Source organism: Novosphingobium sp. Chol11 (assembly GCF_900218065.1).
GTDB lineage: Bacteria > Pseudomonadota > Alphaproteobacteria > Sphingomonadales > Sphingomonadaceae > Sphingobium > Sphingobium agri.
In genome coordinates, this window is record NZ_OBMU01000002.1 from 119921 (window position 1) to 143617 (window position 23697).

General features: G+C 62.6%; 23 protein-coding genes and 1 riboswitch. Of the genes, 10 read left to right on the plus strand and 13 right to left on the minus strand.

Annotated elements, in window-relative coordinates; translation table 11 throughout:
• The first annotated feature begins 27 nt into the window (after window positions 1-27).
• The 3 genes from NCHOL11_RS13210 to NCHOL11_RS13220 all read left to right on the plus strand — a co-directional run bounded on the left by NCHOL11_RS13210 (window position 28) and on the right by NCHOL11_RS13220 (window position 1372).
• Window positions 28-603 (plus strand): hemerythrin domain-containing protein, encoded by a 576-nt coding sequence (locus tag NCHOL11_RS13210; protein ID WP_097093020.1) that lies wholly within the window; start codon window positions 28-30, stop codon window positions 601-603.
• A gap of 23 nt (window positions 604-626) precedes the next feature.
• Window positions 627-887: a hypothetical protein gene (locus tag NCHOL11_RS13215; RefSeq protein WP_097093021.1), complete on the plus strand. Its 261-nt coding sequence runs from the start codon at window positions 627-629 to the stop codon at window positions 885-887.
• A gap of 251 nt (window positions 888-1138) precedes the next feature.
• Window positions 1139-1372, plus strand: coding sequence for a hypothetical protein (locus NCHOL11_RS13220; RefSeq protein WP_141397863.1), 234 nt, complete (start codon window positions 1139-1141; stop codon window positions 1370-1372).
• A gap of 118 nt (window positions 1373-1490) precedes the next feature.
• Here the strand turns inward: NCHOL11_RS13220 and NCHOL11_RS13225 are convergent, their stop codons facing one another.
• Both NCHOL11_RS13225 and NCHOL11_RS13230 read right to left on the minus strand, forming a co-directional pair.
• Window positions 1491-2129: a Crp/Fnr family transcriptional regulator gene (locus NCHOL11_RS13225; RefSeq protein ID WP_097093023.1), complete on the minus strand. Its 639-nt coding sequence runs from the start codon at window positions 2127-2129 to the stop codon at window positions 1491-1493.
• 140 nt (window positions 2130-2269) lie between these two features.
• Entirely contained in the window at window positions 2270-4435 is a 2166-nt protein-coding gene (locus NCHOL11_RS13230; protein WP_097093024.1) for a catalase, read from the minus strand.
• Window positions 4436-4642: 207 nt separating this feature from the next.
• Here NCHOL11_RS13230 and NCHOL11_RS13235 point away from each other — a divergent pair, with 207 nt between their 5' ends.
• The 3 genes from NCHOL11_RS13235 to NCHOL11_RS13245 are packed head-to-tail and all read left to right on the plus strand — an operon-like array spanning window position 4643 to window position 5564.
• On the plus strand, window positions 4643-5140 hold the full coding sequence (locus NCHOL11_RS13235; protein ID WP_255254827.1) for a DUF4142 domain-containing protein: 498 nt from the start codon (window positions 4643-4645) through the stop codon (window positions 5138-5140).
• Window positions 5141-5168: 28 nt separating this feature from the next.
• Window positions 5169-5369, plus strand: coding sequence for a DUF3606 domain-containing protein (locus tag NCHOL11_RS13240; protein ID WP_097093315.1), 201 nt, complete (start codon window positions 5169-5171; stop codon window positions 5367-5369).
• A gap of 6 nt (window positions 5370-5375) precedes the next feature.
• Window positions 5376-5564 (plus strand): hypothetical protein, encoded by a 189-nt coding sequence (locus NCHOL11_RS13245; RefSeq protein WP_097093026.1) that lies wholly within the window; start codon window positions 5376-5378, stop codon window positions 5562-5564.
• Between the two features lie 60 nt (window positions 5565-5624).
• Here the strand turns inward: NCHOL11_RS13245 and NCHOL11_RS13250 are convergent, their stop codons facing one another.
• The 5 genes from NCHOL11_RS13250 to NCHOL11_RS13270 form a co-directional block, all read right to left on the minus strand.
• On the minus strand, window positions 5625-5996 hold the full coding sequence (locus NCHOL11_RS13250; protein ID WP_097093027.1) for a hypothetical protein: 372 nt from the start codon (window positions 5994-5996) through the stop codon (window positions 5625-5627).
• A 70-nt stretch (window positions 5997-6066) separates the two neighbouring features.
• The gene (locus NCHOL11_RS13255) at window positions 6067-8031 is read right to left on the minus strand and encodes a response regulator (RefSeq protein ID WP_255254828.1); all 1965 of its coding nucleotides are present in this window, start codon (window positions 8029-8031) and stop codon (window positions 6067-6069) included.
• A gap of 121 nt (window positions 8032-8152) precedes the next feature.
• Window positions 8153-9655: an ATPase domain-containing protein gene (locus NCHOL11_RS13260; protein ID WP_097093029.1), complete on the minus strand. Its 1503-nt coding sequence runs from the start codon at window positions 9653-9655 to the stop codon at window positions 8153-8155.
• Window positions 9656-9802: 147 nt separating this feature from the next.
• The gene (locus NCHOL11_RS13265) at window positions 9803-10108 is read right to left on the minus strand and encodes a hypothetical protein (RefSeq protein WP_097093030.1); all 306 of its coding nucleotides are present in this window, start codon (window positions 10106-10108) and stop codon (window positions 9803-9805) included.
• Between the two features lie 16 nt (window positions 10109-10124).
• On the minus strand, window positions 10125-10631 hold the full coding sequence (locus tag NCHOL11_RS13270) for a hypothetical protein (RefSeq protein ID WP_097093031.1): 507 nt from the start codon (window positions 10629-10631) through the stop codon (window positions 10125-10127).
• Between the two features lie 198 nt (window positions 10632-10829).
• Here NCHOL11_RS13270 and NCHOL11_RS13275 point away from each other — a divergent pair, with 198 nt between their 5' ends.
• On the plus strand, window positions 10830-11219 hold the full coding sequence (locus tag NCHOL11_RS13275; protein WP_097093032.1) for a nuclear transport factor 2 family protein: 390 nt from the start codon (window positions 10830-10832) through the stop codon (window positions 11217-11219).
• A 42-nt stretch (window positions 11220-11261) separates the two neighbouring features.
• Here the strand turns inward: NCHOL11_RS13275 and htpG are convergent, their stop codons facing one another.
• Entirely contained in the window at window positions 11262-13142 is a 1881-nt protein-coding gene (gene htpG / locus NCHOL11_RS13280; protein ID WP_097093033.1) for a molecular chaperone HtpG, read from the minus strand.
• Between the two features lie 44 nt (window positions 13143-13186).
• Here htpG and NCHOL11_RS13285 point away from each other — a divergent pair, with 44 nt between their 5' ends.
• On the plus strand, window positions 13187-13801 hold the full coding sequence (locus tag NCHOL11_RS13285; protein ID WP_255254829.1) for a cupin: 615 nt from the start codon (window positions 13187-13189) through the stop codon (window positions 13799-13801).
• A 2-nt stretch (window positions 13802-13803) separates the two neighbouring features.
• Here NCHOL11_RS13285 and NCHOL11_RS13290 read toward each other — a convergent pair whose 3' ends face one another.
• Together NCHOL11_RS13290 and NCHOL11_RS13295 are read right to left on the minus strand one after the other, a co-directional pair.
• Window positions 13804-15405 carry a ShlB/FhaC/HecB family hemolysin secretion/activation protein gene (locus tag NCHOL11_RS13290; protein WP_097093034.1) on the minus strand — a complete coding sequence of 534 codons (1602 nt, stop codon included), beginning with the start codon at window positions 15403-15405 and terminating at the stop codon, window positions 13804-13806.
• Between the two features lie 63 nt (window positions 15406-15468).
• The gene (locus tag NCHOL11_RS13295) at window positions 15469-16524 is read right to left on the minus strand and encodes a hypothetical protein (RefSeq protein WP_141397864.1); all 1056 of its coding nucleotides are present in this window, start codon (window positions 16522-16524) and stop codon (window positions 15469-15471) included.
• Window positions 16525-16755: 231 nt separating this feature from the next.
• Window positions 16756-16833: riboswitch (cyclic di-GMP riboswitch) on the minus strand.
• A 230-nt stretch (window positions 16834-17063) separates the two neighbouring features.
• Between NCHOL11_RS13295 and NCHOL11_RS13300 the strand changes: the two genes are divergently transcribed.
• Entirely contained in the window at window positions 17064-18014 is a 951-nt protein-coding gene (locus tag NCHOL11_RS13300) for a hypothetical protein (RefSeq protein WP_097093036.1), read from the plus strand.
• A 405-nt stretch (window positions 18015-18419) separates the two neighbouring features.
• On the opposite strand, the gene NCHOL11_RS13305 is transcribed toward NCHOL11_RS13300, so the two are convergent.
• From NCHOL11_RS13305 to NCHOL11_RS13315, 3 genes are all read right to left on the minus strand, one after another.
• Window positions 18420-19622 carry a replication initiator protein A gene (locus tag NCHOL11_RS13305; protein ID WP_097093037.1) on the minus strand — a complete coding sequence of 401 codons (1203 nt, stop codon included), beginning with the start codon at window positions 19620-19622 and terminating at the stop codon, window positions 18420-18422.
• 211 nt (window positions 19623-19833) lie between these two features.
• Window positions 19834-20925, minus strand: a complete 1092-nt coding sequence (locus NCHOL11_RS13310; protein ID WP_097093038.1) for a ParB/RepB/Spo0J family partition protein — start codon at window positions 20923-20925, stop codon at window positions 19834-19836.
• A 224-nt stretch (window positions 20926-21149) separates the two neighbouring features.
• Window positions 21150-22346: an AAA family ATPase gene (locus NCHOL11_RS13315; protein ID WP_097093039.1), complete on the minus strand. Its 1197-nt coding sequence runs from the start codon at window positions 22344-22346 to the stop codon at window positions 21150-21152.
• A gap of 193 nt (window positions 22347-22539) precedes the next feature.
• On the opposite strand from NCHOL11_RS13315, the gene NCHOL11_RS13320 reads away from it, so the two are divergent.
• Window positions 22540-23559, plus strand: coding sequence for an aldo/keto reductase (locus NCHOL11_RS13320; RefSeq protein ID WP_097093040.1), 1020 nt, complete (start codon window positions 22540-22542; stop codon window positions 23557-23559).
• Window positions 23560-23697 lie beyond the last annotated feature (138 nt).

Here is a 23697-nt window from a genome sequence, read left to right on the forward strand (position 1 = left end):
GTCCATTCAGGCAGATGGAGGATCATCATGGGCGCGCATGCACCCCTTCACCGTTTCACCCATGGTTCGGGCCGGGAAGCGCTGCTCGGCGCGGGAATTGGGGCTGGCCTAGCGCTGCTGGGCGCAGCCGGGCGCAAGCTCGCCGTCCAGGCGCCGACGGCGCTCGCAGGCGATTGGGACAAGGCGCTGGCGCTTGAGCACAAGATGACGCTGGCGCTGTTCGACAAGCTGCGTGACACAGGTCCCGCAGCCAAGGGCAAACGGAGCATGTTGCTGACCCAGCTCAAGCATGCGCTCGGCAAACATGCGATGGAGGAGGAAAACGCCATCTACGCGGCGATGCGCCAGGCAGGCATGCGGGAAGAAGCCGACGCGCTCAACAGCGACCATGGCTATGTGAAGCAATATCTGTACGAGCTGACCGACCTGACGCGCGACCACACCGCCTTTCAGGCCAAGCTCGCCCAGTTCCGCCGTGACATCGAAGAGCATATGCGGCGCGAGGAGCAGGAACTGTTCCCGCGCCTGAAGCAGGCGTTGAGCGAACAGGAAAGCGGCACGCTGACGCGCCGCATGAACCAGGAAGGGCTGAAGCTCGCCTGAGCTTGGTCCGGGAGAGAAAACAGATGAACGACCCCACACGCAGCAAGCGCGATGTGCCGACGCAGCAGACGCGCAATCCCAATATATCGACGGAAAACCAGCCTCCGGGCGCGGCGCGGCGGCCAAGCGCAACGCTGGACCGGGAACCGGAGCGCGACCCGCTGAGCGGGGGCAGCATCCCATCCAACTATAATCCCGAAACCATGACGCGGCACGGCGAGGAACAGGACAGCCGTGCCGGACAGGAGGGCGCAGGCGAAAAGTCGCGCCGATCCGATGGATAAGGGTCAGAAGGACGGGGACAAGCGTTCGCCGGGCCTCCCACCCATCTACCAGGGGGATGAGGACGCCAATATCAAGGCGGCACAGCCCCTCCCCCTCTCCACCGGGCGCGAGGACAATCGCGGCCACAGGGCCCGAGAAGGTTCAGGCGTGGTCGAGGGAAGCGGCGCCGCGGCGGGAGGTGGCGGTAATCCGGAAGATTATGACAGCGACCCCGTCTCTGGCGGAGCCGCTCAGCAAGGACAGGATGATGATGACCGAAAATCAAAACCGCAGTGAAGGCCGCGACGACGCGGACCTGCATGACGATCCACCCGCCCCCGGCCAAGGCAGCGCGGCAGGCGGCGATCTGGCGAGGGATGTCGGATCACGCGATGAGGAAAAATCAGCACGGGACGGCGATCCCGAACCCACGCGTGTGACGAAGCAGGACAAGGTGCAGCCACAAACCAGCACCCGATCCGACAACGAAGGCGCGCAGCGCTGATCTGGTTTCGCGCGGCGCCTAGAGCATCGTGCGCAAAATTGGGAACCGGTTTTGCGCTTAAAACGATGCGACAACAAAACTAGAGCGCGCGACCTCCGCCCGATTGAGGCAGCGCGCTCTACACCAGCATCTCGTTGGGGGTAAGCGCCGCAGCGTCACGCAATGACGCAAGGTCAGGAATACGCAGCCATTTGGATTGCAATTCCACCAAGCCACGCGCCCGCATCGTCTGTAGCGTCCGATTGACGTGAACCGGCGTGAGGCCGGTAAGGTCGGCGATCTCCATCTGCGTAAGCGGCATCGCGCATTGCTGGCCATAAGCAAGGCCGGACGCGCGCATGCGTTCGAACAGTTCCAGCAGCAGATGCGCCAAGCGTTCCAGCGCGGTCTTGCGGCCGAGGGTGACAAGCCAGTTGGTTTGCCGCTCGATGACTTCGGCCAGGTTTTTCCAACAAGCCTGCTGCGTTTCGGCTGAAAAGGAGCCCTGAGGCGTCGAGGAAAGCCGCGCCGCGCGTACATTGGTGAGGGCGACGATCGGCTGGGAGGGGCGTTTGCCGAGCGCCCAATGCGGCTCGCAGATATCACCGGGCAGATAGAGCCCGGTGATTTGACGGCGGCCATCAGGCAGCAAGCGGTAACGGCAAGCCCACCCTTCATCGATACGGAAAATCGATTCAGGTTGCTCATCCTCCCGGGCGAGAAACTGATGCGGGCGGAAATGGCAATGGGATTCGTTAACCGCAACTTGGCCTAACATGGGCGATTCCCCTGTCGAAGCCCCCGCCGAAACCATAGCCTAAATAGGTCAGCCACCCTTTACCCATGTTGGAGTCATTAAGTTCTTGCGACGAAATGGTGTGGAGCAACGATCAGCCGTCCACACCATTAAGTTCGGCTTCACGGTGACGGTGGCGTGTCAGCCGCCTGCGCTGCCAGAAAACCGGCGGCGTCGAGATCGACCTTGAATTCGCGATCCCATAGCCGGACCTGCCCGCAGAGCGCCAGGAAAGGCTCGACGTCATCGGCTCCCTCAAGCCTCACAAAGCCTTCATCCATGTCACTCTCGAGTACCCCGGCACGCTGGATGAGGGGCAGCGCATCATCGACATAGGCAATGAACTTGCAATGCGCATGGGCATCGCTGACGAAGTCCTTCCCCGCCTTGTCCATGCTAAGCTGGGCAGCGCCCTCCGCTGACAGGATGAGCGCTACAGCGTCGTAGAGGACGGACGGCCCGCCATCGATCTTCTGCTTGGCTTCGGCGATGGTGCCGTCGTCCAACAAGGCACCGGCTGTTTTCGGTGCGATGATTTCGTACACCGCGCCAAGGCGCTTTATCTCTTTGGTCAGCGCCTTGACCAGTTCGACAGGAGCGCCATCGCTCACCAATATGCCAAGCTTTCGTCCGGCAAAGCTTTCCGGCCCATTCTTGACGATGCTGAGCGCATCGGACGGTGGAAGATCCGTACGCGGCGCGGCGGCGGCAGGAGCGGGATCGGGCAGTTCGGCAAGGCCAAGCCCGCTTGCTACGACGGTTGCGAGCGTCTCGTCGATGTTGCGCAGATGCGCGACCATCCTCTGCCTGATGTCGATGCGTTCGCATTTAGACAGCTCGAACACCAGCGCGTCGCCGATATGCTTTTGTTCGATGGGCGTCTGGCTGATGAAGAACTGGCGCGCCTGGCTGTAATGATCGTTGAAGCTGGGAGAGCGGATTTGTAGCTTCGGCCCCGCCTCCCCGGCCGCGAAGTGGCGGTAGCCGCGATCGGGGGACTCGCGCGGGCCGCCCCAGCTGTTGGGCTCGTAATTCACCCGGCCCTTGGGATTGTTCATCGCCATATGGCCGTCCTGCTGGAAGTTATGGACGGGGCAGCCGCGCGGCTGATTGATCGGGATATGGGTGAAGTTGGGCGAACCCAGCCGCTTCAATTGCGTATCAAGATAGGAGAAATTGCGTCCCTGAAGCAGCGGATCGTTGGAAAAGCCGATCCCCGGTACGACATTTTGCGTGCAGAAGGCGACCTGTTCCGTTTCCGCAAAGAAATTGTCGACTTGTCCATCGAGGACGAAGCTGCCGATGCGGCGGACAGGGATCTGTTCCTCGGGGATGATCTTCGTCGCGTCGAGCACGTCGAACTCGAACGCTTCGGCGAAATCATCATCGAAAATCTGGACACCCAAGTCCCATTCAGGCGGATTGCCGAGGTCGATCGCGTCCCACAGATCGCGGCGATGGAAATCCGGGTCGGCGCCGTTGATCTTCAACGCTTCGTTCCACAGCACCGATTGCAGGCCCTGCTTGGGTTTGAAGTGGAACTTGACGAAAGTCCCCTTCCCTTCCGCATTGATCAGGCGGAAGCTGTGGACGCCGAACCCTTCCATGAAGCGGAAGGAGCGTGGAATGGCCCGGTCCGACATCGTCCACATGATCATGTGCATCGATTCAGGCGTCAGGGTGATGAAGTCCCAGAAATTGTCGTGCGCCGTCTGCGCCTGCGGGAATCCCCGATCGGGCGTCTGCTTGGCGGCATGGACCAGGTCAGGAAATTTGATCGCGTCCTGGATGAAGAAGACCGGGATATTGTTGGCGACGATGTCCCAATTGCCTTCCTTGGTATAGAATTTTGCGGCGAAACCGCGCACGTCGCGGGCAAGGTCGAAGGAGCCCTTGTTGCCGACCACGGTCGAAAAGCGGACGAACATCGGCGTTTTCGCGCCGACTTCGGTCAGCACCTTGGCAGAGGTGAACTCCTCCAGGCTTTCGTTGAGCGTGAAAGTGCCGTGGACGCCGAAGCCGCGTGCGTGGACGACGCGCTCGGGAATGCGCTCATGATCGAAATGGAATATCTTTTCGCGGAAGTGAAAATCCTCAAGAAGCGTCGGGCCGCGCTCCCCTACCCTGAGGCTGTTCTGGTCGTCAGCCACGGGAACGCCCTGCTGCGTCGTCAGGACATCACCCGACGATCCCGCAATCTGATGCAGTTCACCACCTGCCCCTGTCTTCGTCTCGAATTCGCGCGCAGCGCTCTTGGCGCCCTTGTCCTCACCGATCTTCCGGGCCATGCGGCACTCTCCTGATGCAGATGGTTGCAGCTTGGGGAAGGTCCTCCCCGCTCCCTGCCCCAGACCCACCAGGAGCCACGTTGTTCCTGCTGCCTCCGGAACGACCGCGACGAATTCCGCGCCGCATAATGCAGGTTAGCAACTTTCCCCTGCGCTTCTGGAACATGATCCCCCGGCGCTCGCTCTAACCCGCGAGAGGAGTAGCCCATGACATCAAGAACCACGCTGATGATCGCTTCACTATTCGCAGCTCTGCCAGCCGCCGCCGTTGCGCAGACGCCTTCGGCCTATGTGGCCGCAGCAGGAGCGAGTGACCTGTTCGAGCAGACATCGAGCAAGCTGGTCCTTCGCACCACACGGGATGCCAAGGTGCGGTCATTCGCCACGATGATGGTGCGGGACCATGCCAAGAGCACGGGCATGGTGAAGGCGGCAGCAGCCAGGTCGGGCGTCAAGGCAGATCCGCCGCAACTGACCACCGATCAACGCGCCAAGGTCGCGTCCCTCACCAAGGCGACGGGCACGGCGCGCGACCAGCTATATTGGCAACAGCAAAAGGCGGCCCATAGCGCCGCGCTGCAACTGCATCAAAGTTATGCCGCTAGCGGATCGGCCGCGCCTCTCAAAGCCGCCGCCAAGCAGATCGTCCCCGTCGTTCAGCATCATATCGAGATGCTCGACGGCAAGGCGATGCACGCACATTGATCCTTTCGGGAAATCGATCGCCATGCCCATGATGGACGTCCAAGCCACAGCCGAGAACAGGAGCCCTCCGGTTCCTCGCGACCTGAAGCATGTGTCGCTGAAGGAAGACCTTGAGGTGCAATATTGGTCGCAACGTTTCCGGACTTCCCGGCAACAGCTGGAGGAAGCGGTGGAACAGGTCGGCCACAGCGTCAACGCGGTGGCAGATTATATCGACCGTAATCGGTAGCCGACCATGAACCGCGTCGACCCGCCGCCTCCACCCAAAGCAGGACGGGCGGCGGCGCTGATCATATTGGTCATCGCCGTGATCATCGCGATCCTCTTCATCGGCCGTAACGTGTGGCATGGGGAAGAATTGCAGGATAATCAGGAAGCCGGCAACAATGTCGCGGGCAATTATCAGGGTCAGTCAAACTATTGAGGAAATGCTCTGGAGCTTGTCCCGAGCCGGCAGGTAACATCTCCCGCTTTGCAAAATCCTCTAGAAGCGCGCGGGGATGGTTCTGATCGGCACCGGCTCGGGCAATCGCCTCCAGCCCAAGTCTGCGATGACGTCGTTGCTTTGCACGGCTTCCCGGCCCCGGCTGCGGTCGAGGGACCAGGTGATGTGGAAGGTGCCGCCGTCAGGCCGCCCGCTGTTCCCGCCTACGACGACGATCAGCGCCTGAAGTCCTTCGCCGTCGCTGATGCTGCCGACGATCTCCGCCTGCTGCGGCTCGGGCAGCGGAGCGTCCTGGGGCACGCCGGACGCCAACGTGATGTGATCCGCAATGACGTCCGGCCAGAGGGGTGGAAAGCGATCGAGCAGTGAAGAGCGCTCCGCCTCATCAAGTTTCCAGCCGATCGCCGGCATGTCCTGCTCCTCACTTGTAGCGTATCAACGTCCCAGCGGCCCGTTGGTCGCATAGGGCGAGATCGGTCGATCAGCTTTCCAGCATTTCGCGGATGCGGGCGGAGAGCATTTCAATCTGGAACGGCTTTGTAATCATCTGCATGTTATCCGACAGGAAGCCGCCGCGCACCGCTGCCCCTTCTGCATAGCCGGTCACGAACAGGATCGGCAGGTCGGTCAGATGCTCCCGCGCGATTTCGGCGAGTTGCCGCCCGTTCATCCCCGGGAGGCCGACATCCGAAATCATGAGGTCGAAGCGGCGGCCTGATTCCAGGATGCGCACGGCCTGCTGCCCGTCCGCGGCTTCGGTCGCCTCGTATCCAAGCTCCTCCAGCACATCGCGTACAAGAAGGCGCACGGATTCATCATCTTCGACCAGCAGCACGGACTGACCATCGCCATGATGGATGGCCGCGCTTTCGGGGGGCGCTTCATGGGGCTGCATATCGGCGACGGGCAGGAATAGCTTGACCATCGTCCCCTCCCCCACCTGTGAATCGATGCGAACAAGTCCATTGGACTGCTTGGCGAAACCATAGACCATCGACAGGCCAAGGCCGGTCCCTTGCCCGATCGGCTTGGTGGTGAAGAATGGGTCGAACACCTTGTCGAGCGTATCGCCATCGATGCCGACGCCGGTGTCGGAAACCCCGACCATGATGTAGCGGCCCGGTGCGACACCCGGATTGCGGGCGCAGCATTCTTCGTCCAGTTCCACCTCTTCACAGGACAGCGTCAGCCGGCCCCCATCCGGCATCGCATCGCGGGCGTTGATGGCGAGATTAATGATCGCGCTTTCAAGCTGGTTGGCGTCCACCAGCGCCGGAGGTAGCGTTGGCGAGGATGAGAGTATCTCCACCTCAATGGATTCACTCATGGTACGGCGGAGTAAATCCTCCAGCGAATGGATAAGCTTGCACACGTCGGTCGGCCGGCTGTCGAGCGACTGCCGCCGTGAAAAGGCAAGCAGCCGCGCGGTCAACCCTGCCGCCCGCTGGGCCGACGTGCTTGCGGCATCCATGAACCGTTCGAGATCGTCCAGCCGACCGCTGGCGATCCGGCGCTTCAATATGTCGATGGCTCCAATGATACCGGTCAGCATATTGTTGAAATCATGCGCGATGCCGCCCGTCAGTTGGCCGACCGCCTCCATCTTCTGCGCCTGCCGCAGGGCTTCCTCTGCACGGGCCCGCTCTTCCGCTTCGGCTTCGAGCCGGGCGAGCGCATCGCGCAATTCACGCGTGCGAACATCGACTTCCTGCTCCAGCCGCTGAGCGGCCTCTGCGAGCGCCTGCTGGCCCCGTTTCTGTTCGTCGATGTCGACGATTACGGAAATGGAGCCGGTGACACGCGAGCCGCTGGGGTCGCGGAGCGGGACGCCGCTTACCCGCGTCCATACCGACGGCCTGTCTGGCGGGTGGTGGAGGAATTCGATGCCCCGCACCAGCTCGCCCCTGAGCGCGCGCATGGTGACGAAGCGATCACGCGTGATCCGGCTGCCATCTTCTTCATAGCCTTCCCACACTTCCTCGGCATTGGGCAGCCGGGCGGGAATTTCGCCGCTGGGCAGGAAGCGGCGAAATGCAGGATTGGACAGCAGCGTGCTGCCATCGGCATTGACGAAGGCGACGCCCACCGGAAGGTTTTCCAGCAGCGTGTTCAGACGGCTGCGTTCGGCATCAATCGCCGCGAACTGATCACGGATCAGCAATTGCTTCTGCCGTGCCCTGATACCGGACGCGATAGCGCTGATGAGCGACTCTCCGCTGACCGGCCGCTCCAGCAGGATGACGCTCAGTGCATTGTCCGGCAGCCGCCGCCTGACCGCTTCGCTGGACGCAAACCGTCCCGCCTGCCGCCCTGCGAGAAGCACGAAGGGCACGTCGGACCAGGCAGGCTGCGCCTCCAGCGCGAGGCGCAGCGGTTCGAGATTGGCCAACAATGCTTCTTCGGTGACCAGCACCACCCCGGTTTGCTCGTCGATGGCGTGCGCCACGTCAATCAACGTAGAGCATATTTGAACGGGATGTCCCTCGCCCTGAAGCAGGCGCGTGACGCTTTCGGCGTCGCTGCCATAAGGTGCGCTGACAAGGACCCGAAGGGACGGGGATGCGGCCTTATGCACGGCCGGGGCGGTCCTCCATCAACGGTGAGGCAGCGCCCAGATATTGCGGCGTGCCGGTGAGCACGCCCCGGAAGTCGGACAGGGGTGCGCCTACCCGAACACCGTGAGAATCGATGCGGAATTCGCGGATCGAGTCCTCATGCGCGCCACTGCGATGCTTGATCACAGACAGCGCCTTGCGGATGCGGCCTTCCGCTTCAAAGAAGCGCAGCAGGATGACAATGTCGGCGATATAGGACACGTTGAGTTCGTCGGCACTCATCGATCCGAAGAAGCCCTGCTGCGGATTGACAAGCAAAGTCACGACGCCGCGATGGCTGAGATAGGACAGCAGCTCATGCAATTGGAGGATGAGCTGCTGTTCCTGCGGCATAGCCGCGAGATAGCCATTGAGGCTGTCGACAAGCACGATGCGCGCATTCCGATCCTCAACCTCGCGCCGGACCATGGCGGCAAATTCGCCCGGCGCGACCTCGGCCGGATCGATCTGGCGGATGACGAGCCTGCCGTCATCCATCAATGCCTGAAGATCGGTGCCGAACAATTTGGCGCGGCTGATCAGCGTCCCGATCCGCTCGTCAAATTCGTAGATGACCGCATTTTCGCCCCGTTCGCAGGCGGCAATCACATATTGCAAGGCCAGTGTCGTCTTACCCGCGCCAGCCGGGCCGGTGATGAGCGTGCTGGTGCCGCGCTGGGGACCACCGCCCAAAATGGCGTCCAGTTCGGGGATCTTGCTCGGCACTGGTTCGCCTTCGAACGGCGCATGATGATCGGACGCGATAAGGCGCGGAAAGATGTCGATGCCGCCTTTGCGGATGATCATGTCATGGTATCCCGCGACGAAATCGACGCCCCGCATCTTCTGGATCTGCATCCGCCGCCGGGCTGCGCCGAAATCCAGCGTCAGCCGCTCAAGGGTGATAACGCCGTGGCACAGACTGTGCAGATGATTGTCGCGGACGCCAGCGCTGCCGGTCAAGTCGTCCACCAGCAGGACAGTCGTGTCGATCTGCGCGAAGAACTGCTTCAGGAACAGCAGCTGGCGCCGGTAACGAAGCGGGTCCTGTGCGAGCAGCCGCAATTCGGAAAGACTGTCGAACACGATGCGCTGTGGCTTGATCCGCTGTACCTCTTCCCGGATCAGGTCGATCGTGCCGCCAAGCTCCATCTCCCAGCTGTGAAGGATGGATTGATCGCGCCCTATGCCAAGCACCGAATCGGCTGAAGCAAGTTCGAACAGATTGACATCGTTCAGGCTCCAGCCGTGAGAGGCGGCCACGACCGATAATTCTTCGCTCGTCTCGGAAAGGGTGACATATAACACCTGCTCGCCAGCCTTCACACCGTCCAGCAGGAACTGGAGCGCAAGGGTGGTCTTGCCCGAGCCAGGCGCACCTTCGACAAGATACAGCCGCTGGGCAGGGAGGCCGCCGCCCAGCACCAGGTCCAGCCCAGCGTTGCCGGTGGAAACGCGATCAAAAATTCCGGTCATTCAGCCATGCCTCCTCAGCACGGCCGCCACCATATCGATCGACGTGAGAAAATCCATTGCCTCCCGCCAAAGCGAGGAACGTGCCGCGCCGCCACTTATGCGGGCATTAACGCCTTTTCATGCAGGCGGTTGCATCTTTGTTTTGGCTTAGCGGCCGGGCGGATCGTGGGGAGCAGGCGCAGTGACGGGGCGCAAGCTTTCGCGGTCCTCGGGCGAGACGGGCGCGGTGGGATCAGGGCGATAATGCTCCTCCGCCCTGACGGTGCCATCGGGATGGCTGTCACCCAGCAGATCGGCGGGAACATGACCGGTCGAGGGCTCGGTCGACGCCTGACTGGGGCGGGACCTCGCCGTGCTTGATCCGGGCGTCGGTTGCGCATCGGAGCGGGATCGGTCGAACAGCTTCTTGGCGATGAAGCCTGCACCAGCGAGAAAGGCGAGCTTGCGGATCATGGTAGCGAAATCCTCGTCAGTGGTGGGTCACTTCGGGCGCACGGACGAAGGGCATGTCCTCAGGCTCGATCGTGGTGGGATGATGATCAGGATCGTGAAGCTGGCGGCCAAGATGCCGCCTGTCCTCTACCGGATGCCCAGCCCGGCGAGCGGGGAAGGCCTTGCCCGTTTCCTTGTCCAGAGCCCGTGCCACAAGTGCGTCGATGATGGTGGCTCCCGCGACGAAGGCGACGGCTCCCCAGACGCCACGATGGCGCGGCGCCCTGCGAGCCGCGAGGCCGAGCGCGGCAAGGTCCATAGCGTCGCCTGCCACCCGGTTCCACACCAGCGTCGAATGCGCTGGCGCCGCGAGCAACCCTGCCCCGGCGAGCATCTCCCGCGCGCCGAAGACGCGCAGGGTGGTGCGCCCGGCGCGATGATCATTGCCCAGGGCGCGGGCAATCCGGCGGGTCGCGGCCGTTTCGGCCACGCCCAGAGCAATCGAGAAAATTCCCAGGCCAAGGCTGATCCGCCGGGCATCCATGGTCGGCCTCCTATGCTGTATCTGCTGGGGCTAACGGCTTCGCGGGGCGCGTGTTCCCATCGTCAGAGCCCACCTACCGGAGCAGCGCCAAAGCGACGGGAAAGAACGGCGGCCGGTTTTGCTTCTGCCCCTGTTCTTGCGGGACAGCGGGCGCTCCGTCATAGCGGGCGACAGCGGCCAGTCAGATCGGAGTGATGCGTGACCCAATCCTGCGACCTTGCGATCCGAATGCAGCGGGCGGCGTTCAACCGCGCTCTGGCAGACATGGACCTGAGCGCAATCGGGCCGCTGCTGTCGTCCGGAGCGATACTTGTGACTGGCAGCGACAGCGGGGTCATCACGGGCCGCAAGGCGCAGTTGATGGCGTGGAAGCGCGAATTCGCTTCACCCGGCCGCATTGTCTATGTCCGGATGCCGACCAGCATAACCGTCTCGCCGGTTGAGCCGATCGCGATGGAACAGGGTGAATGGAAGGGCGTGGCCGCAGACTCACAGGAGCCTGCTGCGTCAGGCATCTACAGTGCGAAATGGCGCAAACTTCGCGGCGAGTGGCTGATAGAGGCCGAAATCTTCGTGACGCTCGCCTGAGGCTGGCTGGCCCGGCAATGACGCTGGGCCAGCCAATCGTCTCTAGCCCAATGCCTTCGCCATTACCCGCCCGAGCCGTTCGGCAAAGGCGCGCGGATCGGCGGGCAGTTCGCCATCGGCAATCCGCGCCTCGTCCAGCAGCAGCCACGCGGCATCCTCGCGCAAGCTGCTGCCGTTCTGGAGGCCGCTCAGCCCGACGATGAGGTTGTGGCGCGGATTGAGTTCCAGCACAGGCGCCGAAGCGCCACCGCCCCGACCGGCAGCGGCCAGCAGCTTTTCCAGCTGCCGGTCCATGCCATGTTCGGCCGCCACAAGGCAGACGGGGCTTTCAGTCAGCCGTTCAGACACGCGGACATCGGATACCTGGTCCTTCAAAAGCTCTTTCGCGAAATCGATGAAGCTGCTGACTTCCTCCGACGCAGCGGGCGCCTCCGTTTCACCCTCGGGCATAGGGATGAGGCTGAGGTCGGCAAGGCCCTGCGTCACCGATTTGAAAGGTTTGCCGTCATAGTCGACGCCAGCGGTGACCCAGAAGCTGTCTACCTGATCCGTCAGCAGCAGCACCTCGATACCGCGCGCGCGGAAACCTTCCAGCTGCGGAGAGGAAGCGAGCCGGTCGAGATCGGAACCGGTGGCGTAGTAGATCGCCGTCTGGTTCTCCTTCATGCCCGCAGCATAGTCCTTGAGCGAACGCCAGCCTTCGCCGGATGCCGTGGATTTAAAGCGGGCCAGGCTGAGCAACTGCTCGCGCCGGGCGTAATCCTCGTACAGCCCCTCCTTCAGCACCGCACCGAAATTGTCCCAGAATTTGATATAGCCCTCGCCATCATTGGCGGAGAGCTTCTCCAGTTCGGTGAGCACGCGATTGCTGACGCCTTTCTGGATCGCGGCGAGAACGGGGCTCTGCTGGATCATCTCGCGCGAAACGTTGAGCGGCAGGTCGCTCGAGTCCACCAGACCACGCATGAAGCGCAGGTAGCGCGGCAATATCTCCGCCTCGTCCGTGATGAAGACGCGGCGGACATACAGCTTCATGCGGCCGGTGCGGTCCGGATCGAACAGGTCGAACGGCTTCATTTCGGGGATGAAGGCCAGCACCGAATATTCATGCAGGCCCTCCGCTCTATAGTGGAGCGTCAGCGCGGGCTGGTCGAACTGACCAGCGACGCTGCGATAGAAGTCGGTATATTCTTCGGCGCTGATCTCGCTCTTGGGCTTGGTCCAGAGCGCCGCGCCGTCCGCAATCTGCTCGGCCTCCGCATCGGGCTTTTCCTTGAGGAATATCGGCACCGGCACATGTCCGGACTGATCCTTGATGATCTGCTGGACGCGATAGCGTTCAGTGTAGGACGCGGCATCCTCCTTGAGATGCAGCAGGACGCGTGTGCCATGTTGCGGCGCTTCGGCTGTATCGGCGGGCTGGACAGTGTAGGTGCCAAGGCCATCGGACGACCAGCGCGACGCCTGATCGGAACCTGCCCGGCGCGAGAGGACATCGACCCGATCGGCCACCATGAAGGCGGAATAGAAGCCGACGCCGAATTGGCCGATCAGCTGTGTGCCTTCCGCATCCTTGGCGCTGGCGACACGCTCCATGAACGCCTTCGTGCCCGAACGCGCGATCGTGCCGAGCGCCTCGACCAGTTCGGCCTCGCTCATGCCAATGCCATTATCCTCGATCATGATCTGGCGGGCTTCGGGATCAAGCGTCACCGTCACTTGCGGGCTGCCGCCAGCGGCGAGCGCAGGATCGCTGAGGCTCTCATAGCGCAGCTTCTCGCAGGCGTCGGCGGCGTTCGAGATGAGTTCGCGCAGGAACACATCCTTGTCCGAATAGACCGAGTGCACCATCAGGTGCAGCAATTTGGCTACGTCAGCTTCGAAGGAACGGGTTTCAGGAGCAACGTCGGTCGGGTTCGTCATGGCGATTCTTTCATGCCCTCCAATGAATTTTGGCCGCCGGACAGATGGCGCGGCACGGCTCGCGTTTCAAGCGTGAGAAGAATGACGGCGGAACCATGGATCGCGATTGCCGGTTCGGCGCTTTCACCCCCATCACCAAGGAGGCGCGCGTGCAGGTCGAAACCTATTTGCTGGCGGAACATGATTGGGTGCCAAACAATGGCCGCCTGCCGGTCATCCTCTACCGGCGCGCGATTGCTCCCGCATCGTGCGAGGAGACGGCGCGTGTGTTTGAAGAGGCCTTTGCGCGGCATGGATGGCCCGCGCAGTGGCGCGACGGCATCTATGACTATCATCATTATCATTCGACCGCCCATGAGGTGCTGGGCATCGCGGCGGGCACGGCGCTGCTGATGATCGGCGGCCCTAGCGGGCGCGAGATCGAGGTGAGCGCGGGGGACGCCCTATTGCTGCCTACCGGCACGGGTCATTGCGCGCTGAAGAGCAGCGAGGATTTCCTGGTCGTCGGTGGTTATCCGGAAGGGCAGCGTTGGGACATATGCCGTGAGGCGCCTGATGCGGAGGCGCGGGAGCGCATGGCCACCCTCCCCTTCCCTGCCTCCGATCCGCTCGAGGGACCGGGCGGGACGCTCAACGATCATTGGAAGGCGGCGCTTTAGCCCTAACGTCGCAGCTTCACATACCAGCCGATGTTGAGGCGCCAGCCGCGATCTCCGCCGGCAAAGGCCTGGTCGATCACCCGCGCGCCTTCCAGGCTGAGCGACGCGTGCGGATTGTAGACGATCCGTAGCCCGCCGCCTGCCGAGGCAAGGTCATAGTCGGCGGCGGGCAAGGCCGCGCGTTCGAGCACGCGAATCTTCGCGCCATCGATGAAGCCGTAGACCTCGCTATCCTTGAGCTTGGCGGCGATGTGGGGACGCCACGCCAGCTCCAGCGATCCCGCCGCACCGCGATCGCCGCTGAGCACCGCCGTATCGAACGCCCGGCCGAATTCGGGACCGCCGATCGCGAAGCGCTCGTTTCCTGAAAGCCGGTCTGCGCTATATTGTCCGGCGAGGCGCAGCCGTCCGACAAACCGCTTGCCGAGCATCCGGTCATAGCCCACCCGGCCCGTCACCTTGGTGAAGACTGGATCGGTAAAGCCGGGCGTTCCGCGCGCGTCCAGTATATCGAGGCCGCGGCCTAGATTAAGCGACGCGCTGAAAACGCTTTTTTCGTTGATAGCCGAGTAGCCGACCGCTGCGCGGGCTGCCCGAATGTGATCTGACGACAGCACCGAACCCAGTAGCGCAGCATCGCTGTTCAACCCGTCCAAGCCAGCGCTGACGGTAAGATTGCGCTTGTAGCCTCGAATTATCGGGTAGCTGAGCGAGGCTCCGAGCGTCCAGGCTTTGCCAGTGATCGGAAAATCCTTCAGCCTTGTGTCCAGATGGGAAGCTGCAAGGCCGAAGTTCAGGCCGTCCGAACCCAACGGTGTTTGATGGCTGAGCCCGGCATAGCGATAGCGCTTGAGGTCGGTCGCCGCGAGCAAGGTGACATCGGTGCGATCGCCATCCCGCAGCAGGCTGAAAAGCTGGCCCGTCGCGCGGAGTTGGCCGGTGCCCAGGCCTGCCTGGGTCCGATTGTCGATGCCGAAGCTGAAATTGCTGTATTTGCGTTCCGGCGTGACGGACAGTTGAACGGCGCCTGCTTCCCTCCCCCTATTGAGGCCCACATCGACCTTCGCGCCCGGAATGTCGCGCATCAGGGACAGATAGCGCTCCAACGACCGGCGGCTGAGCGGCTTTTCCTTGCGCAGCCGCTCGGCATAGGCGCGGACGAGCGGACTGGCGCCCTTGGGATAAGTGATATCCTCGACAAAGCCTTCGGCGAGCAACAGCTTCACCCGGCCGCTGGACAAATCCTGCTGGGGAATGGCGATGGTGTAGAGCGCGACGTCGCTCTTGCTATAGGCTTTCGACAGGGCCTCCGCGAGCGCCTTGAGATTTTCCGCCGACGCTGGCTCGCCGAGATAGGCCTTTGCTGCCTGGGCAACGCGTTCGGGAGCCTCGACGCCGACAAAGTCGATGGCCTGGATGATCGTGCTATTGTCGCCCGCCTGCACGGCTATGCGGCCGGACGTGGGCGGCGGCACTCGCTGACCCTGCCCCTCCCCGGGTCGGGGCTGCGTCGCCTGTTCGATCAGCGGGGGAGCAAGCAAGGTCGGGGAAGTCTGGGCAGCCAGCAGCCAGGGCGCCGCAGCCGAAATAAGCGCAGCCATCATAGGGGAATGTCCTGGGAAGAAGTGTCCGGAGGCACGATCAGCAGCGCGCCTCCGGAAGGATGGTCAGGGCCTTGTGAGGTTCAGCCCGCCCGTCAGACTATTGAGCGTGCCGGACACTGTGCCCGTCACCGGCGCGAGCAGCCCGCCTGGAGATGCCGTCGCGCCCGCTCCAGCAGTGGCTCCACCTGTCGTGGCGCCTGCTGCCACCCCAATGGGCGCAAGAGCCTGCCCGGCGGTTTGTTGCACGGTCGAGGTGAGGCCCGATGTGGTGGAGGTCACGCCATTGACGACCGATGTGACGGGCGCGAGCAGTCCGCCAGTGCTTCCGCTGCCGGTCGCCGGCAAGCCGCCGGGCAACAGGTTCGCCTCGACGACGGCGGGGCTTCCGTTACCCAGCAATTGATTGCCGCCCAGCGCCACATCAAGCAAATTGGACGCAATGCCGCCGGTGGGCGCGGTGATATTGGTGACGCGGACGTCGGCTATGCCATTCACGTCGGCAAGCACGGTGTTGCCCGCGTTCAGCACGCCCACGGTCGCCACTGTGCCGACAGGCTGCGTGCTGCCGAGCACACCGACGCCGATCGCGCCTGTCGTGCCGTTCAGCCCTTCTATGACGGTCCGGCCACCGACATCGATGCTGACCAGATCGCCAACGACACCTTGAGCGCCCTGAAGCAACAGCGTCCGGCCCTCGCCTGCATCCACGAGCACCGTGCCGGTATCGGTGAGAACGCGGGTGATCGTGCCGGTAACAGGTTGCAACAAGGGTAGCGCGGTCGCCACCGGGGTCGTGACACTGCCCTGCCCGTCCGAAACGCCGAGCACGGCATTGCCTGCGGTCACCAGCACGGGAGACAGTTGGCCGAGAGCAGCGCTTGTCGCGCCGCCGCTGCCTGTTCCGCCAGAGCCCGAACCACTCCCGCCTCCCGTTCCCGATCCGCCTGTTCCACCGCCGGTGCCAGTGCCGCCACCTGTTCCGGAACCGCCGTCCGTTCCAGTGCCCGATCCTCCGCCTGTACCGCCGCCACTCCCGGCGCTGCCCGAGCCTGAACCCGGGTTACTTGCTCCAACAGTCGCGATGCGCGTGCCGCCGCTGCTTTCACAGGCGCTCAGCACCAGTATGAGGCCGGAACATGCGGCCAGGGTTGCAAATGCGCTTTTCCGCGCCGGTCGATCGCTGGGTAGTCCGTGTGCCACAAACCTTCTCCTATCTGATCCAGCATTGCTTGCTGACGCAGACGAGGCCACGCGAACGGGTCGAATAGGCATGAGGCGTGCAGATGCGCTGCCCTGTTATATTTATAAGTGACGACGGACTTGCACTGATTTAACCTGAACCTCGGCTCCTTCGGCGGCCCCGCTACCTTGCAAGCAAGGCCGGAAACTTTGCGTCCCGATGTCACCATCGGTTTGCCTTTGTCGGGATCGATCCTTCAGCCGTAACGCTCAAGTGGCAGCTTGGTTCTGTGGCAGGATGAAAAAATTTCATTTTTATGGTTACTTTTCATGGCGATGGAATTTCAGACGCGCTTTCGCTTTTTGATCTGCTCCCGTCAGCCCTGCCTCGCAGGTCTGCTGCATCCATAACGCACCAAAAAGCACCTGCAACCAACATATCTGTTTGGTTGTACGCCTTATCTTGCTAAGCCCGAGAAATGCTGGGTTTTTCGTCATTAGCAGAGCAGGCGCTATTATTGCTCGGAAGGCTGGACGGGCGGCTTGCCAACAATCCTGCGACCGACATCTGGCTCGCGCGGGCGCGGGTGAAGGGCGCTGCGGCACTTGCCAGCGTTGCGTCGGTACCGATCGCTGTCCGGGATCTGGAGGACTGGATTTGCGGCCGCACACCTCCCCCACGGCATAGCGAGGGGTTAAACGACCCGCTGTCGATCGCGGCGCTTGTCCATTTCGCCCTTTCGGCCAGTGAAAGCCAACGAGATCCCATTGCGCGCGCGACACTCAATATATCGCGCCAGCTTCTGGACGACCGCAAGGAAGCTGAAATATGGGCGCCGGACGATCTGGTGCGCTTCGGTCCTGCCTGGCGGGCCGTCCAAGCCTTGGTGGAGGCGCCCTACCCTGCTTCGAGTGTCCAGGCCGTGGCGGAGCGGCTCATCGCTGCGCGGGAGGGCTTGGCGGCGCCCACCAGCGGTGGTCAGTTGCTGACGACCGCGGATGGGCGGCAGTTGCAGATCGACCCGCGCCAGCCAGACCTTGGATGGGTAATCGCGGCGCATGTTCCAGCTGCCCTCGAGGCATCTGGGCTGACGTTGCGGCGGTTGCCCTCATTCGTCGACCTTCCCCGTTTTCCCGGCATTGATGCGCCGACGCTGACGGGCCAGCTGTTCAGCATGATTCAAAGGCAGGCAGCGCAAGGGTTGGCAGAATTGAACCGGCTTGAGGCGAGGCTGAAGAAACTGCCCGACGAGCTTCCCGTAACCAAACGGAGCAAGGCACCCCTGCTGATGCGGCTGGAACTGGCCTATCCCGGGTTGAGCAAGATGGCGGTCGCCCGCCTGCTCGGCATCTCGCACCAGGGAGCGACCAAGTTGGTCGCGCAGCTTGCCTCCTCTCTTCTCTCCAACAACCAGAAAATCTCGGGTTAGTTACAGGGTTTATAAGAAAAGTTAGAGAGTTACGGCCGCCGGAGCCGCGCACGAATCGTTGAAGATGCACGAGTCGGACCAAGCTGCCTGTTCCCGAAAGGTCGGCTATCCGTTCCCGGAGTGTCGAGTTACGCGTTCCTGAAGTGTCGGGCTATCGTTCCTGAAGGACCGTGTGCCGTTCCCGGAGTGTCGAAGGTGCCGTTTTGGAACTGCTCTCTCCACCGGGATTGAATCAGTTGCGCAAGATGGCTGCAAAATGTCGTTCAAAAGCTGTGGATGAAATGTGGTCGCGGAGATGCGTTCAAAATTGTGATCGATCAAGCGGGGACCGCTACCGACACTTCGGGAACGGCTTACGAAATGTCACGGTGATAACAGAGGCCCCGTCTTATCTGCGGCGGGCGGTCAGAGGGTGTGCCGGTTCTTTTCGTGGAAGCGGCGCACGAAGCCGATGAAGGCCTTCTGATAGTTTACTGGGGTGCGCGTGGGATCAGCGTCGAGCCAGTTGCGGAAATCCTGATGGAGCGACTGATAGTCCCAACCCGGACAATCGGCGCGCAAAGTGGCCAATGTGGCGTCCGTCAATTCACCGGCCGTCACTCGGGAAGAAAGACCAGTGACGGTGCGGCGGATCACGTCGGAAGCGTCGAACAAGGGCTCGGCGTCGCCTTTTGCCGATAAGCGGGCTGCCGATGGCGCTCCATTCACCGACGTCGTTTTGGTAGCCGTGGGCTTTGCAGCGGGGGATTTGCTCGTCGCCTTGGCCGCTTCCACTATGCGGCGGCTCATGCGGAGGGAAGGCTCGCGCTTGCCCTGCGGTTGTTCGAGGAGCAGGGTATAACCGGGCAGCGGGTCGCGTTCGGCGATCTTGGCGATCTCGAACTTGAAGCGGCGATAGGCGCCTTCAGCGCCGGACTTTTCGAACAGGGTGGGCATCGAAATGGAGAAGCCCCCCTCCCCTGCCCCACCGGCATGTTTGCGCGCTACCTTGTAGAGCCAGCGCTCCCGGCCGCCGGTCAGGTCGAAATAGGCGCGATCGATGGACAAGACACCGCCCTGCATCAGCACGCCTTCATAAAACCAGTTGCTGAGCTCGATCGTCATGCCGCGCGAACGTTCGGTGCGTTCGTCGACAAGCTGGGTCCAGCCATCTAGCCAGCTGAAGGTCGCCTCCCGGCGATTTTCGGCGCGGATGTTGGTCTTGATCGTCGTGGAGACGAGCCGATCCAGCGATTGGCCCAGCAATTCATAGGCGCGGCCAGTCGTCGGACGGTGGATTGCGCGCAGCAGATCATAAGGCATGAGATGCAGTTTGCGCGGCACGTCGTTGACGCCGCGCCGCGCCATATCGGCGAGGACGGAGGCGCAATAGATGAGAATGTCTGCATCCCAGATGGTGGCCATTCCATAATCGGGATTGGCGGAGACATGGACCCAGGCTTTGCCGTCAGGAGACGTGTAGTCGATCGGTTTGACGCGTTTCGACTTGGCGAGGCTGAAGAAGGGGCGCTCCATCATCTCGCGCTGATCGCGCAGCGGCATGTCCGCAATGTAGGGGAGGAACAGTTCAAACTGGTCCGTAAGTTCTGCTTTGCCGGTGCGGGTCATGGGCAGTTCCTTGGCAAAGGCAGAGCGAACTCAGTGTTTCCCCGGGGAAACAATGAATGAATTGGCGAGAAAAGACGGATTCCGCAGGAGGGGAGGGGCAGGCCCTCCCCGGGACGGGCAAGCTGTTTCCCCGGGGAAACAGGGCGTGAGGGATAGGCGAGCGCTAAACCCCGCTCCATTCCTGTTCTGCCGTTATGCCCCCCCGAGAGCGTCACTGCTGCAAGCCCATCCCTTGCCGTTCGAGATGTTCGAGCGTGTCGCGGAGCGCCATTGCCAATGTTTCCATGTCGGCGCCCGACCCCGCGTGAAAACGGATGGTGATGCCCTGCCGATTAACCGACTGCACGGTAAGGGCAGGCCGACCGTAGCGCGTAGTCCAGGTAAAGGGATCCTCCTTCGGCTGCGACACGGCGACGCGCGGGGCGTCGAGCAGGCGTTTGAGGACTTCGGCCCCCGGGATGGGCGGAGCACCGGCGACGCGGCGTTCCTCCTGTGTCGTAGCGAGCCGGACTGCTTCGGCGCGCACAGCCGCAGCAGCGTTCGGATCGTCCAGAGCCTGAGCCAGCGGGTAAGCGGGCTTCAGCTGGACATCAGCGGGCGAGGGGAAAGCTTCGATGATGTCGTCGGGAATGCCCGCGACCTTGATCATCTTGCTGAGCCAGCCCTTGGACAGCTTCAGCCGCTCTGCCATGCGCGTCAGATGGCTGCCATAATGCGTACCGAGCGCCTCTGCATAATTGCGCGCGCGCTCAAGATCGGTGACGTCCTTGCGCGCGCGGTTTTCGAGGTCCGCAAGACGGAAGGCAGCCTCGTCGTCCAACTGGGCGACCTGCGCCACAAACATCATGTCCGGGTAGCTGTGCGCGCGGAGCCAGCTGATCGAGAAATGGCGACGCGTGCCGGCGATCACTTCATAATCATGGGCCGGATCGCCCTCGACTCGCCGCACGACCGCGGGCACTTTCTGTCCGCCCTCCGCGATGATGGAGTCGATCAGCTCGCGGCAATTATCCTCGGTAAGATGGGAATATAGCCGCGCATTGCCGCGCCATATGCGCACGCGGGCGGGGTCGAGGAGCAATTGCGTGACCTGCCGCACCTCGCCCGACGCGAGCCGGGCAAGAGCCGTTTCCCGGCCGAGCAGCGTCGCGCCGCGCGGGCGATCGGGGCGAGCCGGGGGAGGGGAGGGGGGCGACGTTTCGGCCTCGGCCACAGGCGGGCTGTCAGTCGCTGGAGCGGGAGCGGGGTTTTCCGCCTCGTCCGATAAGAGCGCTGCCAGATAGTCCGATTGCTTACGCGCCATGGGCTTGTCCTCCGATTCGCGGCGAACATATGGTGAACATGTCTGTGTAGGACAGCGTTGATTTTGGTTCACGCGGAGACGCGGAAAAGCGGAGGAGTTGTGGCTGCGGCGCAGCTGCCCCTTTCATGCGGGGGGCTTCGCTGCACCGAACAGTTGAGCAGAGAGTTTCGCCTGCGGCGGAGCGCCATATCTCAGCGCCTCGGCGTCTCCGCGTGAACAAAGCCTCACGCCGCATTGACGATATCCTCTTCCCGCGCAGGCGCGACGCGGCCCCAGCCCTGGCGGACGAGCGCTTCAATCTGCCCCATGGCTTCGTCCAGATTGGCCCGGCAGCGCTTGTGGGTGCGCGGCGTGCCGATCGGCTTTTCCAGCTCATAGACGGTCATCATGCGCAGCGCCGCATGGCTGATTTCCGCGCTGTCGAGGATAGGAATGGGGAGCAGGGCAGGGCCGAAGCTCTGTTCCATGATCGCGCGGACCATCGAGTGGCTGGGATCATTGCTGTCGAATTTCGAGCAGAGCAGCCGGACGAACTGATAATCGACTTCGATCCCCGCCGTCTGCAGCTGGTTGATGACCTGATCCATCATCGAGAGGAACTGGACGGTCGAGCAGAAGTCGGGCGTCGTCGCGGCGAGCGGGACCAAAAGGGCGTTCGCCGCCTGCATCACCGCAAGGCTGATCGTGCCCAGAGCTGGCGGCGGATCGAGCAGCACGACATCATAGTGGCGGGCGAGGTCCATCAGGCCCTGCTTGAGCTTGCGAAACCGCGCAGCGAGGACGGAACCGCCGTCGCTGCCCGCCGCCGCCAGCTCATATTCCACGTCGAATAGCTCTAGATTGGACGGGATCAGATCGACATTGGGCCAGGCGGTATGCTTCACCGCATAGAGCAGATCGACCTGCGTCGGATCGATCGAAAGATAGGGATAGAGCGTCTCTTCCCGCTGGATATTGAAATGCGGGTTGAAGCCGAACAGGGTGGTGGTGGTCGCCTGACTGTCGCAATCGACGACGAGCACCCGATAGCCCTGGACCGCGAAATAATGGGCGAGATGCGTGGTGACGGTCGATTTGCCGACGCCGCCCTTGAAATTCTGCACTGCGATGATCGCGGGAATGTCGAGCGGGGCGCGTTCGGGCGAAGCGCCCAGCACCTGCCGCATGTTCAGCAGTTCCTCGACCTTGTACCCGGGACGTCTGCCATTTTCGGTCGGCGGGGCAGGGGGGAGGCGGCCATCTTCCTCCGCCATGCGAATCCGATTCGTGGAGCAGCCGAGCAGTTGCGCGGCTTCGGCGATGCCGAACCGGACGTTGAGTTCCTTTCGGCTGTCAGGCAGAAAAGCCTTGCGGCGCAGCCTTTCGACCATCTTTTCGCCGGCTTCGGCCAGATCGCCGATCTGACTCACTATTGCGTTCATTTCCGACCCCGACGCCCAAGTTGAAGCTCAATCGGAGATGCTATCGCAGAAATCCTTCAAATCCGCAATCTTTGCTGAAATATGATGCGGCCGCTTGAACTGGCCGTCCTGATTGTCAAAATTGCGTCATCAAGGCCGTGGCAAGAAGCCCCGGCCCGTTAAGCAGCGCAAGCGCCTATGAGAGGGGATGCACATGCCCGCAAAGTTGCCGGTCCGCCATCTGGGCCCGCTTTCCGTATCGGCGATAGGGCTTGGATGCATGAACCTCAGCCATGCTTATCTGCCGCCGCCGGACCCGGCGCAGGCGGAGCGATTGTTGCTGCACGCTCTCGATTCGGGGGTCACCTTCTTCGACACGGCAGCGATTTACGGCTTTGGCCAGAATGAGGAACTGCTCGGCCGCACATTGATCCACCGACGCGGCGAGTTCACGCTGGCCAGCAAATGCGTGCTTGGCGAAGTCGACGGACGGCGCGTGCTCGATGGGTCTCCGCAAGCGATCGCCCAGGTGCTGGACCAGGCGCTGCGGCGTTTGCGGGTGGAGCAGATCGACCTCTATTATATGCACAGGCTTGATCCCAAGGTGCCGGTGGAAGAATCGATGGGCGCTCTGGTACGCGCCGTGGAGGCGGGGAAGATCCGCGCGATCGGCTTGTCCGAAATGTCCGCGTCGACGATCAGGCGTGCCCATGCCGTCCATCCCATTGCCGCCGTGCAGACCGAATATTCGCCCTGGACACGCAATCCCGAAATCGCCGTGCTGGATGTTTGCGCTGAACTGAGCATCGGCTTTGTCGCCTTTTCGCCGGTCGGACGGGGGCTGCTGGCCGGGCGGATCGGCAGGGAAGGGGTGGAGGAGGGGGATTTGCGGACCGGCATGCCCCGGTTCCAGCCACCCCATCTTGGACGCAATCTCGATCTTTACGACCGGCTGCGTATGCTGGCCGATGAAGCCGGATGCAGCAGCGCGCAGCTGTGCCTCGCCTGGCTGCTTGCCAAGGGCGACACTATCGTGCCGATTCCCGGCACCACCAGCATCGCCCATCTGGATGAGGATCTGGCGGCGATTCACCTTGATCTGCCCCCTGCTATATTGGCGGCGGCTGATACGCTGTTTCCGCCGGGCGCGGCTTCGGGCGGGCGCTATAATGCGCAGGCGCAAGCGCAGGTGGGGACTGAAACATGGCCCGGCGAGCTGGAAGAACAGGCCTGAAACGCCTGTGTTCCGGCCGTTCAGGGCCCCGGACAGAAGAAAATCGGCCGCTCATGTTTTTTCCTGTTGACCGACTCATCGGACGCGCCTAGATGCCACTCCACCGACGCGGTGAGCGCCACTGGTTCTCGCTTCGAT